Annotated in this window: 11 protein-coding genes; 8 read left to right on the plus strand and 3 right to left on the minus strand. The window is 46.0% G+C overall.

Translation table 11 applies throughout. The features are described from left to right. Positions 1–78 precede the first annotated feature (78 nt). A complete protein-coding gene (locus tag NST74_RS10860) occupies positions 79–915 on the minus strand; it encodes a helix-turn-helix domain-containing protein (RefSeq protein ID WP_052414558.1) in 837 nt (278 codons plus the stop codon). 190 nt (positions 916–1,105) lie between these two features. Between NST74_RS10860 and NST74_RS10865 the strand changes: the two genes are divergently transcribed. The 5 genes from NST74_RS10865 to cls all read left to right on the plus strand — a co-directional run bounded on the left by NST74_RS10865 (position 1,106) and on the right by cls (position 8,913). Further along, complete coding sequence (locus NST74_RS10865; RefSeq protein ID WP_341111983.1) at positions 1,106–2,251, plus strand: DUF2264 domain-containing protein; 1,146 nt, start codon at positions 1,106–1,108, stop codon at positions 2,249–2,251. Between the two features lie 38 nt (positions 2,252–2,289). Then, entirely contained in the window at positions 2,290–4,107 is a 1,818-nt protein-coding gene (locus tag NST74_RS10870; RefSeq protein WP_341111984.1) for a hypothetical protein, read from the plus strand. Positions 4,108–4,152: 45 nt separating this feature from the next. Further along, positions 4,153–5,289, plus strand: coding sequence for a glycoside hydrolase family 88 protein (locus NST74_RS10875; RefSeq protein ID WP_341115868.1), 1,137 nt, complete (start codon positions 4,153–4,155; stop codon positions 5,287–5,289). Between the two features lie 12 nt (positions 5,290–5,301). Next, entirely contained in the window at positions 5,302–7,182 is a 1,881-nt protein-coding gene (locus NST74_RS10880) for a DUF2264 domain-containing protein (protein WP_341111985.1), read from the plus strand. Positions 7,183–7,458: 276 nt separating this feature from the next. Next, positions 7,459–8,913 carry a cardiolipin synthase gene (cls, locus tag NST74_RS10885; protein ID WP_341111986.1) on the plus strand — a complete coding sequence of 485 codons (1,455 nt, stop codon included), beginning with the start codon at positions 7,459–7,461 and terminating at the stop codon, positions 8,911–8,913. An 85-nt stretch (positions 8,914–8,998) separates the two neighbouring features. Here cls and NST74_RS10890 read toward each other — a convergent pair whose 3' ends face one another. Continuing rightward, positions 8,999–9,787, minus strand: coding sequence for a YheC/YheD family protein (locus NST74_RS10890; RefSeq protein ID WP_341111988.1), 789 nt, complete (start codon positions 9,785–9,787; stop codon positions 8,999–9,001). Between the two features lie 59 nt (positions 9,788–9,846). Between NST74_RS10890 and sbnA the strand changes: the two genes are divergently transcribed. Together sbnA and NST74_RS10900 are read left to right on the plus strand one after the other, a co-directional pair. After that, positions 9,847–12,165, plus strand: a complete 2,319-nt coding sequence (gene sbnA / locus NST74_RS10895) for a 2,3-diaminopropionate biosynthesis protein SbnA (RefSeq protein ID WP_341111990.1) — start codon at positions 9,847–9,849, stop codon at positions 12,163–12,165. 34 nt (positions 12,166–12,199) lie between these two features. Then, positions 12,200–13,165 (plus strand): 2,3-diaminopropionate biosynthesis protein SbnB, encoded by a 966-nt coding sequence (locus NST74_RS10900; protein ID WP_341111992.1) that lies wholly within the window; start codon positions 12,200–12,202, stop codon positions 13,163–13,165. A gap of 250 nt (positions 13,166–13,415) precedes the next feature. Here NST74_RS10900 and NST74_RS10905 read toward each other — a convergent pair whose 3' ends face one another. Beyond that, on the minus strand, positions 13,416–15,158 hold the full coding sequence (locus tag NST74_RS10905) for an SGNH/GDSL hydrolase family protein (RefSeq protein ID WP_341111993.1): 1,743 nt from the start codon (positions 15,156–15,158) through the stop codon (positions 13,416–13,418). Between the two features lie 238 nt (positions 15,159–15,396). Here NST74_RS10905 and NST74_RS10910 point away from each other — a divergent pair, with 238 nt between their 5' ends. Then, positions 15,397–18,252 (plus strand): glycosyl hydrolase 115 family protein, encoded by a 2,856-nt coding sequence (locus NST74_RS10910; protein WP_341111995.1) that lies wholly within the window; start codon positions 15,397–15,399, stop codon positions 18,250–18,252. Positions 18,253–18,261: the final 9 nt, after the last annotated feature.

Here is an 18,261-nt window from a genome sequence, read left to right on the forward strand (position 1 = left end):
GCTGCATTTAGCGGCTGTCAGGTTTTTTATAAGTTCAGAGAAGGGAATAGAATTGCGAGGCGAAGATTAGTAGCCATATCAGCTTTTTTTGCCGTATTTTCCAGGTGGAATGCCCGTGATGTTCTTGAAAGTACGGATGAAATTTGCATAGTCATTGAAACCGGATAAATAACAGGTATCGGATACGGAGTTCCCGGCGGATAAGAGCTGTTTGGATAACGCGATCTTTTTAAGCAGGACGTACCGGTAGATTGTCCCACCGGTCTGTTGCTTGAACAGGTGACTAAGATAATATTTATCGATGTTTAATTCTCCGGCGATCTGCTCAAGCGACAGATTCAGATGCAGATGGTTATCGATATAGCGCATGGCCGATTGAATATGTGAAGAAATAATGCTGGGTATGGTGGTAACGGTACGGTTATAAAGCTCATTAATAAGGACCAGGATCTGAATCAGATAAGTCAGAGCCAGAACCTCACTTCCGTATTGTGGGTTATCCAAAATTGCAATTAGGCGGTAGGCGAGGGTCGTATACTCTGAAAGCAGTGTTTCATCCATTTGTGCGAGATTTTGCTCCCCGGGCTGACGGTTCTGGAAACAGGCGAGCAGATTTGTGGTTGCAGTGCAGAAGGGATATATAAGTGGAGCTTTGAAATGGATTGTTAAGCGTTCATAAGGTTCTGGAGATAAATTGATGATTTTATGTATTTCGTGATTGTTAAATAAGAGCACATTGCCCCGCTGAAGCGGATAGCTGTACTGATCCACAAATCCGTTCACCGTGCCGCCAAGAAACAGGAAGATTTCGTAGTGGTCATGAATGTGAAAATCTCTGGTGGGTGAGATCGGTGAATTGCCGATGCCCGCCAGTATGTCGCCTTCGAAAGGCTGATAATACTGGGCATGTTTCATTCGGATGGCCCCTTTCAGATTGATAGCAATAAACGCAATAAATGATCATTAATCGCAAAGACATTGCAATAATACAACACTAAACTATAGAAGAAGATTACGCAATAAAACAAGATAGAGCAGGTCAGAACTAGAGTAGTAGGAGAGTCTGTACCTGCTGAATAGACGCAATTGAAAGGGTGGATTCTGTATGACTGGTACGAAACACCGGAAATATTGGCTGGATACGATGTTACAGATCGGGAATCCGGTTCTTGACGCTTTGTCGCAGAGAAAATTAAAGGAACGGCTGCCTGCGGAGTTTCATGGTGATAGGAGCAAGTTTGCGTATTTGGAAGCGTTTGCTAGATTAGCCTGTGGAATGGCCCCATGGCTAGAGCTTGAAGGGCTGGAGGGTGAAGAGGAAAAGCTTAGGACCCATTATGCCGTACTGATGCTGGAATGCATGGATGCCGCTGTCGATCCATCTTCGCCTGACTATATGGATTTTAAGTCCGAAGGCCAACCGCTGGTCGATGCGGCATTCCTCGCCCACGCGTTGGTGCGCGCGCCGAAGCAGCTTGCCGGGCGGCTGAATGCGCGGGTCAAAGTTAATTTAATAACAGCCTTTAAGCAAACGCGCCGGACTGCACCGAGCGGCAGCAACTGGCTACTGTTCAGCGCAATGGTGGAAGCGGCTTTGTATATCCTCAACGATCCTGAATATGACCGGATGCGTGTTGGTTATGCGATTCATATGTTTATGGATTGGTATAAAGGTGATGGCATATACGGTGACGGCAAGGACTTTCACTGGGATTATTACAACAGCTTTGTTATTCAGCCGATGCTGGTGGATGTGGTGACACTCTTTGAACGGGAGTCGGAGCAATATTCCCAATTGCGGCCGTTGATACTGGAACGGGCACAGAGATACGCAACTGTGCTGGAACGGATGATTGCACCGGATGGAACTTATCCCTTTATCGGGCGCTCTATTGTCTACCGTTTTGGTGCGTTTCAGCTGTTGTCGCAGGCGGCGCTCCAGCATTTCCTGGAGGAATCGCTTTCTCCCGCGCAGGTACGCTGCGCCTTGACTGCTGTAATTACACGGACTATGGAATTTCCGGGCAACCTGGATGAGGACGGGTGGCTACGTCCTGGAGTATACGGCTACCAGCCAGAGCTTGCTGAGAGCTATATCAATACGGGCAGTCTCTATTTATGCACATTTGTATTTCTTCCTTTGGGGCTTCTTCCTTCAGATCCTTTCTGGGCAGGAGCAGAATTGAAGTGGACGGCACAAAGGATCGCAGCCGGTGAGGATGTTATGAGAGACCATGCCTTGAGCAATTAGAAGGATCTAAGCTGGTGGGGCAAAAGGAGGAAGAAAGCATGAATAGACAGGAGCTTTTCGGAATGATCGAAAGGATGAAGCCGGTAAATCTGAGCTTGTATTATCCTGATGGAGATTCGGATGTTTTTTGGACACAGGCATCATTATCCGAGCTATTGAAGGAAGATATCTGCGAAATCCGCGCAGAGGCTCAGAGATTAGACGGCCAGCCTATACCGGAGCTGACGGATACGCTTTTTTCAATTTATGCGCGCACGGGTTCGAGGCTGAAATATGAACGGGTCTATTTCGAACGGAGAAGAAGGCTGAACACATATGTATTTATGACCTTGCTTGAGCCGGATAATGTCAGACTTCTGGAGAACCTGGAAAATACACTATGGTCTATATGCGAAGAGTACACTTGGTGCCTACCAGCCCATCTTCCTTCAGATCATAATGCAGAGAATATCGATCAGTTTATTGATCTGTTCTCCTCGGAAACTGCTTTTACACTGAGTGAAATTTCACTACTACTGGGAGAACGACTTCCACAGCTTCTTCGATTTCGAATCAGACATGAAGTAGAGCGGAGAATATTTCGACCATTTATTGAATGTGGTCCTTATGAATGGGAGACTGCAAGGCATAATTGGTCGGCAGTTTGTGCAGGTTCGATTGGGGCAGCTGCCTTGCTGATGTTGGATGATCCTGCTGCGCTAACGGATATCCTGCTGAAGACAGAACGAAGCATGAGTTACTATCTGGAAGGCTTCGGGGATGATGGGGCCTGCCTGGAAGGTCTGAGTTACTGGAACTACGGATTTGGCTATTTTACGTATTACAGCGATCTTCTCCGAGTTAGAAGCGAGGGGAAAGTAGACTGGTTTGCAACAGACAAAGTGCGAAGTATCGCTCAGTTCCAACAAAAAATTTTCATCGGTGGCAATTTTGTCGCCAATTTCTCAGACTCAGAGCCTCAAATTCACATACATATGGGCTTGTCCCATTATTTAGCTGATACCTATCCAGAAGTAGAATGTCCTCCGCCTGTGCTTCGCGCTCCTTACGCTAAGGATCACTGCAGCCGCTGGGCTCCGGCTTTTCGAAATCTCATCTGGAGAAGGACCGGCGATGAGAAACAGGATCAGGATTGGGGAGCCGCCAGTTATTATCTTCCTGATGCGGGATGGCTTGTCTCGCGTTATCAGTCCGGAGGAAGTTCGTTCGGCTTCGCGGCTAAGGGAGGGCATAACGCTGAACCTCATAATCATAATGATCTGGGGCAGTTCATTCTGTTAGGTGAAGGCGAAATCTATGCAGCGGATCTCGGCAGTGGAGAGTATACGGCTGAATATTTTGGGGCTGGCCGTTATCAATATGATTGCAATGGCTCGCAGGGACATTCGGTTCCTATCATCGACGGCCAGTATCAACAGTCTGGCAAGGAGCATAGTGCTACAGTTCTGTATGCGTCGACTGTTCCGGTGAGGGATGAACTGACGCTGGAGCTGTCTCTGGCTTACGAAGTGGAAGAGCTTCAATCTTTTGTCCGTTCTATGGTTTGGTACAAGGAGCAGCGTCCTCGCTTGGAGTTAACGGACGAGTACCGGTTTAACGGTAAGTTAGTGAGCTGGACGGAGCGGTTCGTAACCTGGCGTCGGCCGAAGATCCTTCGTACTGGCGTCGTGTTGCTGCCGGGAACTGAAGTCGGCGGAGTTGAAGTGATCTACGATGCCCAGATTGTAGAGCCAGAGATTACCGCTCGTGAGTACAGGGATCATTTCGGCAGGGAAACGGCCTGGTATACTCTCGACTTTCATTTGCTTCAGCCCGGTGCTGTAGGGAAATTAGCATTCACCTTTCAATTTATATAAATGATGAAGGAACTAGAGAACAATTCGAAGAAGGCGGTGTTTGATATGAATATTACGGAAAACCAAACTTGGCTGGATGAAGCTTGGAGCAAGGCTCTTGAAAAGACAAGATGTAACAGTCGAAAGATCGGCGCAGAATTTCCACATGCAAGTCAAGGGGGGAAATATTTGCTGGAGGCGCCGAATTGGTGGACAGCAGGGTTCTGGCCGGGAATGCTCTGGCAGTTTTATTCTGAGAGCGGGGATGAAAGTCTAAAAATGATCGCGGAGCGCTGCGAAGAGAGACTCGACGAGGTGCTGGATGGCTATGTTAAGCTGGATCACGATTTAGGCTTCATGTGGATTCTTACAAGCGTGGCAAATTACAAGTTGACGGGTAGCGAGGCGTCGCGAATTCGGGCATTAAAAGCGGCCAACTACCTGGCAGCCCGCTTCAATCTGAAAGGACATTATATCCGAGCTTGGAATCCATGGAGTGTAGGGGAAGATAACAGCGGAGTTGCTATTATTGACTGCTGCATGAATACCAGTCTGTTGTTCTGGGCTTCTGAGACATCGGGAGATCCACGCTATCATCATATCGCTGAGGCGCATATGGATACTGTTCTTGAGCATTTTATCCGACCGGACGGCTCCGTGTACCACATCGTCAAATTCAACCCGGAGACGGGTGAAGTCGTGGAAAAGCTTGGCGGGCAAGGTTATTCGCCCGAATCTGCTTGGTCGCGCGGCACGGCTTGGGCCATTTACGGTTTAGCGCTTGCCTATCATCATACGAGCAAGCAGAGCTATCTGGATGCAGCCAAGCAGGTAGCACATTTCTTCTTGACCCGTTTGCCGGAGGATCATGTTCCGCATTGGGATTTCCGCGCGCCCGGTGAAGTCGGCGAAATTCGTGATAGCTCCGCCGGTTCCTGTGCGGCGAGCGGTTTGCTTCTGCTAGCGGACCAGGTGGATGATTCGGAATCCCATGTGTACCGGAACGGGGCTATAAGAATCGTGGAATCGCTCTACAGGAATTATGGCAGTTGGGACAATGCGGATGAGGAAGGGTTGCTGCTTCACGGTACGAGTAACTACCCTGAGAACCGGAATATAGATGTTCCTCTTATCTACGGTGACTTTTTCTATGTCGAAGCACTAGCCCGGATTAAGGCCGCAGGACCGTTCTATTGGGAGTAGGGGGTGATCAGGATGAACACAAATAAGACATCTTTCCGGATTAGCGATAATCCGTTAAAGACTCGGGAGGATCTGGTGATCGCCCTTGAGCAGCTTACGGATCCGCTTCGGCCGCACTACAGCAAAGGTGGCGCAAGGCTTGAAATCGGTAAAACAGGGGCGAGCTATTCGGCAGCAACTGCTGAAATGGAAGGTTTCTCGCGGGTGTTGTGGGGTTTGGTACCCCTGCTCATTGGTGGTGGAGACAGTGAACTCTGGGACATCGTGCTGGATGGCATTCGGCATGGCACTGATCCTTCTCATGAAGAATATTGGGGAGAGGTGAGGGATTACGACCAGCGTTTGGTCGAGATGGCGGTCTTCGGTTTCGCATTAGCAGCCATTCCGGAAAGGATCTGGTCGCCACTTGCTCCGAAGGAGCAGGATCAATTATACCGCTGGCTGAATCAAATAAACGCTCATCCTTGCTATGACTGCAATTGGCTGTTCTTTAACGTTCTAGTCAATGTCGGATTCCGCAAAATCGGTCGTCCCTACGACGAAGGACAGTTAGAGAACAATTTGAAGCGTATGGACGATTTCTATTTGGGCGAGGGCTGGTACAGCGACGGAATTAACGGCCACAGCGATTATTACGTGCCTTTTGCTATTCATTACTATGCGCTGCTGTACGCAAAGCTGATGGAGCAGGAAGACCCCGAACGTTCCCGTGTGTTCAAAGCACGAGCTCGATTGTTTGCTGCCGATTTCATCAGCTGGTTCGCACCCGACGGATCCGCCCTTCCTTATGGGCGCAGTTTGACTTACCGTTTTGCCCAGTCGGCATTTTGGAGCGCCCTTGTCTACGCAGACGTTGAAGGATTCCCTGCTGGTGTGGTAAAAGGTCTGGTGCTGCGGAACCTGCGCTGGTGGTTTAGCCAGCCGATTGTTGACGCCGATGGTGTACTGACCATCGGATACGCTTACCCGAATCTGGTCATGGCGGAGAATTACAATTCTCCCGGATCTCCGTACTGGGCGCTGAAGACTTTCCTGCCGCTGGCTCTCGGCGCAGAGCATCCGTTCTGGAAGGCAGAAGAACTGCCGCTGCCAGTCCTTCCGGATGTCATGATTCAGAAGCCTGCACACCTTGTCATCATCCGCGAGTCTGCTTCCGGTCATGTGGCGGCCTTCAACAGCGGACATTTATATACGAATGAACATACCCACACCTCGGCCAAATACGAAAAATTCGTGTATTCAACAGGCTTTGGCTTCAGCGTGCCCCGCTCCGAATGGGGGCTCTCTCAGGGAGCGTACGATTCTATGCTTGCACTGAGCGAGCACGGAGACAACTTATATCGGGTAAGACGCCAGAATATAGAATCTGAGATTATGGACAACGTGCTTCGCTCTGTCTGGAAGCCGTGGGCCAATGTTGAGGTTCAGACCTGGGTTGTCGCCGGACTTCCTTGGCATATTCGAATGCATCGAGTCGAAACTGGACGGTCACTGGATACTGCGGAGGGGGGATTCGCACTTGGTCATGACAATGAATTCATATCCAAGAGCGATTTGGCTGGTGTGATGGCCTCCACTGCTTGGGGAACCAGTGTAATCAAGGATTTGCTAGGTTGTCGGAAGGGCGAGTTGGTCTGGCCGAACGCCAATACGAATCTGCTTCGCCCTCGGACGGTGCTGCCAATGCTGACGACTACCCTTGAGCCAGGAATTCATTGGCTCGTTTCGGCCGTATATGGTTCCCCTTCAGAGGGGGCTTTAGATATCCAGGCTGATCAAGCTGATGAGGTTCTCAAGCATTCACCTGAGCAAGATTTGAAAGTTAAGTTCAGCGAGGGAACGGTAACCATTGTTACTCATTCTGGGAGAGGAATCGTCCTAAATTTACAATAAGTTGATTGAATTTGCTCATGCTTATTGAAGAATCACTGCAACAGCTCTAAAGCAGAACTACTGCATTAGAGCTGTTGTTTGTATGTCAAATTTTATGGTCTCATCTTTTAATTATTGAGTTTTTTATCAAATGTTTTCTTAGATGGACAATTATGCTATAGTACTCTATCTAGTCATTTACAGAAGTATTGATTTATCAGACGATGGACAAACTGACTTTTGGCAAAACTAGAAATACTGACATCAATAATAAGATAAGAAAGGCAGGAACTCCTTATGGATAGCAGCAGCCTGGTATCGACGACTCTTTCACTTGTTATAATAATAAACATATTGCTCTCTGCTGGTTTTTTATTTTTTGAGAGGAGAGATATTGGTTATACTTGGGCATGGCTTATGCTTTTTTATTTCATTCCCATTTTGGGATTTATTATTTATCTCTTCCTTGGTCGAAACTTAGCTAAGAAAAATTTCTTTGGTCTATCTTCTGAAGAAAGGAAATATCTACAATCCGCTGTAGATCATCAATTAGCTACATTAAACGATCAGCGCGAGGATCATAACCCTTTGCTCACGAAATATGCTGATTTGATCCATATGAACCTTGTTTCATCGAATGCGCTAATGACAACTGACAACGAGATATCTATTTTCAACGATGGTAATCAAAAATTCGATGCTTTGTTTGATGATATTAGACATGCCAAGAAAGAAGTAAATATTCAATATTACATAATCCAGCCTGACGCCTTGGGGAAAAAATTAAGAGATGAATTAACCATAAAAGCCAAAGAAGGCGTAAAAGTGAGGGTTCTTTACGACGAAATCGGCTCCAAGAGACTTTCTCTTAAGTTCTTTAAAGAACTACTTTCTGCTGGTGGAGAAGTGGAGGTGTTCTTTCCATCACTGCTGAGACCGATAAATTTCCGTATGAATAATCGAAATCATAGAAAATTATGTATTATCGATGGAGAAGTCGCTTATATTGGTGGATTTAATGTGGGAAATGAGTATTTAGGTATAGATAAAAAGTTTGGGTATTGGCGGGATACACATTTTAGAATGAAGGGAGATTCCGTTAATCAGATTCAAGGTAGATTTATTCTGGATTGGAAACATGCCCGGAAAAATGAGCGTGTAAGCTTCGATCAATTTTCTTTTAATACGGAAGCCCATGTCGGATCAAGTCCTGTTCAAATTGTGTCTAGTGGACCTAACTCGCTAGTGGAGCATCTTAAAAATATGTACATTAAGCTCATCTTGAATGCCAAACGGAGTGTATATATTCAAACGCCATACTTTATTCCTGATAGCAGTTTTATGGATGCTTGTAAAATTGCACTTCTATCAGGTGTTGATGTCCGGATCATGATCCCTAATAAGCCTGATCATCCTTTTGTTTATTGGGCTACTTGGGCTTATGCTGGGGAATTATTGAAATATGGAGCGAAGATTCTGTTATATGAAAATGGTTTTTTGCATGCTAAGACGATTGTTGTTGATGATGAAGTAGCGTCCGTAGGAACAATGAATATTGATTCCCGGAGCTTTAGACTTAATTTCGAAGTGAATGCGATTGTGTATGATGAGCAAGTTGCTAAACAACTTCAAAAATTGTTTGATGAAGATAGCCAGTTAAGTACAGAGCTTACCCCTGAACGCTATAAAGAAAGATCCTTAATAATCAAATTTAAAGAGGGCATTTCGCGTCTTTTTTCGTCCATCTTATGAACCCCGAAACTATATCCTCCGTACAAAAGGCGAGCTGTAGATTGTGAATTCACAGTTCGCCGCGGTCTATGGATTCTTCTGCGCTTCACACCATACCCTGTTTTGATTTCATGCACTTGAGATTGTATATGCGACCGTATACCTTTGCATATCTGACAATTCGGTCAATCATACGGGTATCTTTTAGCTTAGTAAACGGGCACGGATCGGGAGCCGTATTCACTTCCAAGATCCATGGCTTAAGACGTTGATCTAAGGCAATATCCACACCGATTTCCTGAAGTGCGGGATAGACAGTGCTAAGCTGCCTTGCGGACTTCACTCCAATTTGCTTTAGGGATCGGATCAATATTTTACAATTTTCTGCGCTTGTGTAGCCTTTTAATAATTCCTCAATCGGATAAATTGTTCCTCCTTGACTCCCGTTTGTAACCACTTTGCGAGGATGTGCAACGCGTCCTGCAACCCCTGTTGCTTCCCACCCACCCTTAGAATTACGCTGCACCATTACCCGAATATCAAAGGGGCGTCCATCGTAAACCAACAGCCTGATCCCCTTTTGTACTAAATAGGCCTTTCCTTGAGCCTCTCGTAAGATGGCCCGATAGGCCGTGTCGTAATCAGAAAATTTGTGAACGTGGGTACCGGATTGATAGCTGAATTGTGCGCGTGTGAGTTCAACCCGTATTACGCCCTGTCCTAAAGAGCCGCAGCAAGGCTTAATGTACACCATCTTATATTTTTGTAACATCTCATAGAGGATGTTCTTATCCATTTTTTTCGTAAGCGGGACATGTTTATTTAACTCTTGGTTTCTAACCAGCACCCTTGTCTTCGTCAGCTTATTGGATATACGGCTTATCTGCTTCATCATTGTGGCCCTCCGTCTCAATAGATCCATAGGCTATATTACGAGTATGCCTCCGCTTTTGATTGGGCGAACATCGAACAGTAGAACACACTGAAAGAAATCTACATATAATTGTTGTAGGTATTCATCTATGGGCTGCAGCTTGCGGTCAACAGGAGGCGGCCATCATGCTGCTCGACAAGGACAAATTGCAGGATAAACTGCTTGAAGTAATCGAGGTATTTCCTTGGTATAAGGAGCTGATCGGCGGCGAAAGAACGAATTATAGCTTAGAGAAGCTTCCGCTTATGACATCAACAACACTAGATACCTATTATTATAATCAACCCATTGATCCTTCTTGGATCGTATACAGGACATCGGGCACAAGCACAGGCCGTCGGAAAGCCATACTTTACTCTAAGGAAGACGATAAGCACTATATAAATATTAAAACGAAGCTGTTTGGTGCTCTTATTGCGGGAAGCGGATGCGTTAGAGGTTTGGCGGATATGGGGACTGGGCATGCAGCGAATACTGCGTTGTCCATTTTTGAGGAATTAGGATTGGAACCTCGTTCAATTCCCTTTGAATTGCCGATTGAACAACATATTGAACAGCTTGAAACCTTCAAGCCTGACCTACTGTACACAATGCCTTCCATCCTTGATCATATCGTACATGCTGCTGAGAATCCGCGCGCTTTCGGAATCCGCAAGATTATTCTCGTTGGGGAAATCGCCTCACTAGGGTGGCAACGGAATATAGCCGGACTGTTCGGTCTTGAACCACGCGACATTATAGATACGTATGGCTCCATTGAAATGGGTACGATCGCTTATTATTCCCATGATTTTGACAGGTACATTTTTGCCGATGGAATTTTTGCGGAAGGGATCGGGACACAGGAGATAGGCGAAGAACTAAGTCCACTAAGTAATGACGAAAGTGTTCTTGTTCTTACCTCAACGGTTCGCAAAATGCTGCCAGCTATTCGTTTTGTTACTTATGACGTTATAAGGGACTTTAGATCTGTGATGATAGATGGTGTGGAGAAGCAGAGCTTTAGTTCCATCGTGAAACGAGTAGGCCGGGAACTGAAGCACGGAGAGAAAATCAGCCTGTACGATATCGAGCAGGTTGTTTACCGTCATATAGAAGATGCGATCATCCGGGTCAAAGTAAGGCATAATGCACTGACCGTTTATCTCAAAAGTAAATCTGCGGACAACACCATTGTCCCGAAGATCAGAGAGGAACTTAGAGAATGTATTCCGGAAATCGGCATGATGATTCGAAACCATCTAATGGATGATATTGAGGTCATTATAGTAGGCAAAGACGAGCCGATGGACAGCGGAAAGGTTAAGAACAAAAAGCTATATTACCAGAAAGATAAAGATCGCACAGAGATGGACTTCACTGACGGTATTTTGTCGACTATCGGAAATACACCCTTAATCAAGCTGAAGAGCTTGTTCTATAAAAGTAAGTTTGACGTCTATGCAAAAATGGAGCTGATGAACCCGGGGGGAAGCGCCAAAGATCGTCCCGCCCTACGGATGATCCATGAGGCATGGAAGGAAGGAAAAATAGGTCCGGGAAGTATCATCATTGAATCGAGCTCTGGAAATATGGCGATCAGCTTGGCTATGATTTGCAAATATTTAGGAATGCGTTTTATCAGCGTTATTGATCCTAGAACCACAGAAACGAATCTGCAAATTCTGAAGGCGTTGGATGCCAAAATCGATTATGTCGCCAATCCCGATCCTGTAACAGGCGAGTTTCTTCCTGCTAGGCTGAACCGTGTACAGCAGTTATTGACGGAAATACCGGGCACCTACTGGCCGAATCAGTATGCGAATGCAAATAATTATTTAGCCCATTACCATACGACAATGAAAGAAATCGTGACTGAACTTGAACGAGTGGATTATTTATTTTGCAGTGTTAGTACATGCGGCACCATTCGGGGCCTTGCGGAATACGTAAGAGATCACGGACTTCGGACCAAGATCGTGGCTGTCGATGCAGAGGGAAGCGCGATTTTTGGCGGAAATAAGAGTACACGACGCTTCCCAGGGCTGGGTGCCGGCATCGTGCCACCCTTTTGCAGAACAGATCTAATCGATCGTATCGTACATGTCTCAGATTCCGATATCGTAAAATGTTGCCGGATGTTGGCAAAGGAAGAATCTATTCTGGCAGGCGCATCCTCCGGTGGAATCATTGCCGCCGTGAAGCAGATGGAGCCGGATTTGACCCCGGGAGCTGTCTGCGCTGTCATTCTGCATGATAAGGGAGAGCGCTACCTCGATACTGTATACTCAGACTCATGGATTCAGAGCCAGTTCGGACGGGAGATTTGGACTGAAGGCAGCGATAACGCTGAGTTGTAACAACAAAGAATCTATTTCGCAAGGAGGCGACGGTATGCTGTACTTAAATGATCGAGATATACAATCAGTAGGTGTAGATTGGCCTGCTCTTGTGGAGTCGATAGAAACTGCTGTGGGTATCATCGATTCAGGCGATTATGTGCAGCCGGTAAAGCCGTACCTAAGGTATAAGAATCCACAAAACCGGATTATTGCAATGCCTGCTTACGTAGGGGGAGAGGTGAACACCGCAGGGATAAAGTGGATTTCTAGTTTCCCGGATAATATTCAGGCAGATCTTCCCCGCGCGCATAGCATCATTGTATTGAATGAACCAAGTACAGGTCAGCCTTCAGCCGTCTTGAACTCTCCGCTTCCCAGTATCATAAGGACTGCTTCTCTTAGCGGAGTAATGATCCGTTACTTTTTGCAGGCGCATTCTGTGGAACAGATTCATCTCGGGATTATCGGTTGGGGGCCAATAGGGCAGTATCATTGTCAAATGGTTACGGCTCTGTACGGAGATCGTATCGAGCGTATCCGAATTTTTGATATCAAGGGTGTTGATTTATCAGCGGTCACATCACTTTACAGAGATAGGATGGAAGTGGCAGAGACGTGGACGGACGTTTACCAGCATTCGAATATCTTTATTACTTGTACCGTATCAGAACATCGGTATATCAATCTTCCTCCTGAAAAAGGGAGTCTTCTGCTGAATGTTTCACTGCGTGATTATAAGCCGGAGGCGTTAGCTTTAGTAAAAACCATAATCGTCGACGATTGGGATGAAGTGTGCCGCGAGAATACTGACATCGAACAGCTCCACCTGGAACAAGGACTGACCCGTGCCGACACCCGGATGATTACCGATGTCGTCTTACGCCACAGCCTGGCTGAATTCGGCGAAGATGAACCGATTCTCTTCTGCCCAATGGGGATGGCTGTCTTCGATATCGCTACAGCGGTGTACTATGTGAATAAAGCGAGAGAAACCGGGATAGGAACTGAGCTAGAGTGAGAGCAATTCTGTCCATATGACAGCGATAACCCGCTTATTGAGCGGGTTTTTCCTTATGTTATGTACTAGTATATGGGTTTTATATGAATATGTTTGCAACGTGGATTGCAGTCTATTGTGATTGGTTGATTAAAGCGGCATTGTTTATTTGGCGGTATGTTAGTGGGAAATGGACAAAATTCCAAGCGATACAATATAAACAGCCCCGATGAAGAATAGATCGGGGCTGTCTTGCGACTGGTGGAACTGATTAAAGGGTATAACCGAAGCCCAGTATAGTAAAGCACTTCTCCTGATCTTCGGGCACCATTCTGATTTCTATCTGATGTTCACTGCTAGCTTCGTTTTGATATAGAATTACCGGATTGCAATGTGTCCAGTTGTTCACGTGAGGATCAGCAGTAACTGCAAGGCTGCCGTCTACGAAAATATCCGCCTTGCCGAATTCGCTGCTGCCGGAATCCTTATATACGAGGATGAGATTTCTACTCGTTATTGTCAGCTTGAAGCTCTGTTCCCCTGATGCCCTTGAATGCATCCAATTATGAGGGAATTCCGGAGTGCCGTGAGAGTCGGTATCCATTTCTACCCGCTGCAAATCGGTATCGATCCCCGAAAATCCGCCTACTTCGATCTTACCTGCATCAATATAGTTTTTTCGATCCAGCAGTAGGGTTCCGGCAAAATCATTCCCGATGACCGGGCGTTGATCCAATAAGATCTCATCTTCATTCATTAGTGATTTATGGGTTTCGGTGAATAAATAAGCGAGACAATCAGCCATTACCCGGTGACCCTCATTTGTCGGATGATAGATATCATAGAAAAATTGCCGTTTAGAGATGATGTTGCCTTCGGCTTTACTCAGGCGGAACTGCTCGGATACGGCATCCTTTACACTAACCATAGGAAGATTATAATGTCGGCCAATGGGGGAGAGCCGGTCCTGCAGGTTCCAGTCATTCATAAATACACTGAACAGAAGGATTACGGCTGGCTGATGATCGGCGGAAAGTATTTTTAAGCATAAGCTTTCAAAACAATTGCCCTTCGTTTCATCTCCTTCGTCGTTTACGGCAAATTCCACGACCACGATATCTGGTGTTACGGAACCGTCTCTAAGAATATCTCTTTCATAACGGATGACGCCAAGCTCGGAGGGTGTTCCGCCGACCCCAGCCTTCACAAAATGGATGTTCTCTCCACCATTTGTGCCGAATAAGTCTTTAAATCTTAAATACGATTGATAGGCATAACATTCTGTGTGTATCGGCTTAGCACCGGCTCCTTGAGTAATGGAACCTCCAATATAAGCGATCGTGACTTCCTCGCCCTTTATAGCCTTATTTATGGCAGTTTTTAATCTTTTATTATTGCCAGCGTGCAGCAAGGATTGTGTAATAATCTTTTGGTACTCATTCGATTCAAAAGCAACTGGTGGTTCAAGGATTAGCTCTGGAACAGAATAACCGTCATGCAAATAAAAAATAACACTCGCAATCGCCAGTTCGCCTGCATGATTAAATTCAAAAGCAAATTTTCCGAGCACATCATCTTCTTCAGAACCCGGACAATCTGTTAATCTCAAAATAACCTCTGAACCATCGGCTGGGCAAGGTACACGTAAATAACTGCCGGTTTCATATTTACTAGTTTTGCCCCAGTGCTGCAATAAAAAAGTGACTGGATATTCCTGCGCGTTAGTCCTTCTCACGGATACTCCGATACTGTGGACTAATTTGCGAAAGCCTGCACTGCTCCCCAGAAGCTCCAGAATTGCATCATCTGTGACGCCGCCTATAAATCTGGTCTTGTCGATCAGATAGCTGCCTTCCAGATAAACTTCTTGAGACGGTTTGCCTTCAGCTCTTGCTGTTGCTTCAATTGCTGTTTCATACAGCACAAAAAAGCCGTTTCTACGATCAGCCGGGTCCTTTGGAGCTTTCGGACCTTCAATCTGTTCGCCTGCAATAAATTCGTTATTCTTTTCCATATGGATCATCCTCGCTTTGTAAGGTTCTCTTATTATGGATGCGCTTGCAACTGAAATAATTCTGCTACAGGGGAATACCTGTTAACAGTAACACCAAATATCTGGATTGTTCAACCAATAAACAAAGTTTCGTTTAAAAATTACAAAAACTTGCTAGTTTACACATGGAAGTTGAAATCGCTTACTTATATAATGTGCCTAGTCATATGAAAATAGGATGCTTAAGGGGAGAATAATCATGCCTACGCAGGAATTAAACCTTGTGAAGCAGGGCAAAGCTGCTAAGATTTACTTGGATCCCAAAGGGAAGGATTATGCCGGTTTGCGCCGCGTGGCTCAGTCTTTTGCAGCAGATGTTAAACAGGTAACAGAGGTAGAACCTGAGATATATACACAATTGCAGGAATTGGATGGAACCGTTATAATCGCTGGATCGATCGGCAGTAATGAGCTTATTGATCGTTTAATTGCGGAGGGAACAGTGGATGTGTCCGCCATCCAAGGGAAAAGGGAATGTTATAAAATTCAGGTAGTTGAACGGCCGGCAGTAGGAGTGGACAGAGCGCTCGTCATTGTGGGGAGCGATAAACGCGGGACGATGTACGGGATCTATTCCATCTCTGAAAAAATTGGCGTTAGTCCGTGGGAATATTGGGCAGATGTTGTACCAGAGAAGAAAGCAACTTTGATCCTGTCTGATAACCAGCTACATATGATCTCCAAAGAACCTTCGGTTAAATACAGAGGGATTTTTTTGAATGACGACTGGCCGTCCTTGGGCTCTTGGGTAACTCAAAGATTTGGTGATTTTAATGAAGATTTCTATGACAAGGTGTTTGAACTCATTCTTCGATTAAAGGGGAATTATTTATGGCCAGCGATGTGGAGTGCCGAATTCAGCCTTAACGGTAAAAGCAATCCAATCGCCAATGCCCAGCATGCACAGGAATACGGCATTATAATGGGAACCTCCCATCATGAACCTTTATTTCGGGCAGGCAGTGAATGGCAGAAGGTATACAACGAATATGGAACAAGTAACCTATGGGATTTTGCCCGAAACAAACAGGCCATTACGGATTTCTGGGAAGATGGAATCAAACGGAATATGGTCTTTGACAATTTAATCACATTAGGGATGCGGGGAGAAAGTGATTCTGCGCTGGAGGGCTCCGACCAGGAGAATATTGACCTGTTGAAGGATATCATCCTTACGCAAAAAGACTTATTAAAGAAATATAATCTTGAGCACTCGCCCCAAATTCTAGCCGTATACAAGGAAGTGGAGAAGTATTGGTATGGCACTGCTGAGGTTGAAGGCTTGAAGGACTGGGAAGTCCTGAATGATGTTACGATTCTGCTGGCAGATGATAACTTTGGCAATCTCCGCAAAATCCCAACGGAACACGAACGCGATCGGAGTACAGGGTGGGGGATGTATTATCATTTTGACTATCATGGTGGTCCGCATTCCTATGAATGGTTGAATACGATTCCGCTGGAGAAGGTATGGGAGCAAATGTGTATGGCATTCGACTATGGCATCCGTGATGTATGGATTGTGAATGTCGGGGATTTGAAGCCTATGGAATTGCCCATTTCCTACTTTATGGATTTGGCCTATGACTTTGAAGGTTGGGGTACCGGAGCGATTAATCGGACTGAGGAATATACCAAACGATGGGTAGAGCAGCAGTTCGGATATGCACTGGAACAAGAGACATGCCTGGGCATTGCGCAATTGCTGAGTGATTATACCCGAATGAACGGCCGCCGCAAGCCGGAGATTATTTATCCGTCAACCTTCAGTCCAATCCATTACAATGAGGCACAGAGAGTTCTGGAACAGGCGATTAGGATGGAGAATGCCGCTGACCAATACCTTGCTCTTATTCCTGAATCATTAAAAGATGCGTACTACCAGCTTGTATATTTCCCTGCTACTGCCTCAGCCAATGTGCTCAAAATGCAAATATATGCTGGGCTTAACGAGCTATATACTGGACGAGGCAGTCTATTGGCAAACACTTACGCTACTCTGACTCATGAAGCCATCAATAGGGATAAACACCTGGAGCAGGTTTATAATAACGAAATTTCAGAAGGAAAATGGCAAGGAATGATGAGTTCCCCTCATGTCGGGTATATTCACTGGAATGCAGAAGGGTGGAAATATCCAGAGGTGAGCACGTTGATTCCCGCTAAAGGCTCTATATTGATTGTTGATGTTGAAGGTACGGAGCAAGCGTATGTTGCGGGTACGGCAAAGCTTCCGGTATTTACAAATCTGCAAAAAGAAAACTATTGCATTACAATCAGCAACGGTGGAGAAGCAGGCTTTGAATATCAGGCAAGAAGCAGTGTAGCTTGGGTCAAGCTTGAGAAAACATCGGGTTGGATCAAGGCTGGGGAGAGCTTACAGGTTTCTGTAGATTGGGAAAAGGTTCGCGAGACATCGAAGGGTGAAATTACGATCTCTGGTGCCGGGGGCACCGTTAAGGTGAATGTAGCTGTGGACTGGACTGACATTCAGGATGTGCCAGCGATGACCTTTATCGAGGCGCATAATAGAGTGGCAATTGAAGCGGAGCATACCTCAAGCCGTGTTGCACAATCAGGGGTGGAATGGAAGACCATTGCTAACTATGGGCGTTCTTTATCCTCGGTTAAAATGTTTCCGGATGCTGTATCGTTTGAACAACCGGAGTGTGCACCTTATCTGGAATATCGGGTTTTAGTACAGCAGGCTGCAGATTACAGCTTAACCGCGTACATTGCCCCAACGAACAACCTGTCACAGTCCAGTGGATTAAAATATGCGATAGGCTTCGATGCACAGACGCCAGTGATTACGGATGCTCTACCTACGGATTTTGCGGGCGGCAATCATGATAATGAACCGTGGTGCCGCGCAGTTATGAATAATATCCATACCGTGACCACCATTCATGCTTTAACGAAGGGTATCCATACCCTCCGCTTTTACGGATTGGATGCGGGCCTGGTCCTGCAAAAGCTTGTGTTGTCCGCTGCGGAGCTGCCGTATTCCTATTTGGGCCCAGAGGAGAGCTTCTTTACTAGGGGGACGCACTAATTCATAGTT

Source organism: Paenibacillus sp. FSL F4-0125 (assembly GCF_038008565.1).
Classification (GTDB): Bacteria; Bacillota; Bacilli; order Paenibacillales; family Paenibacillaceae; genus Paenibacillus_AQ.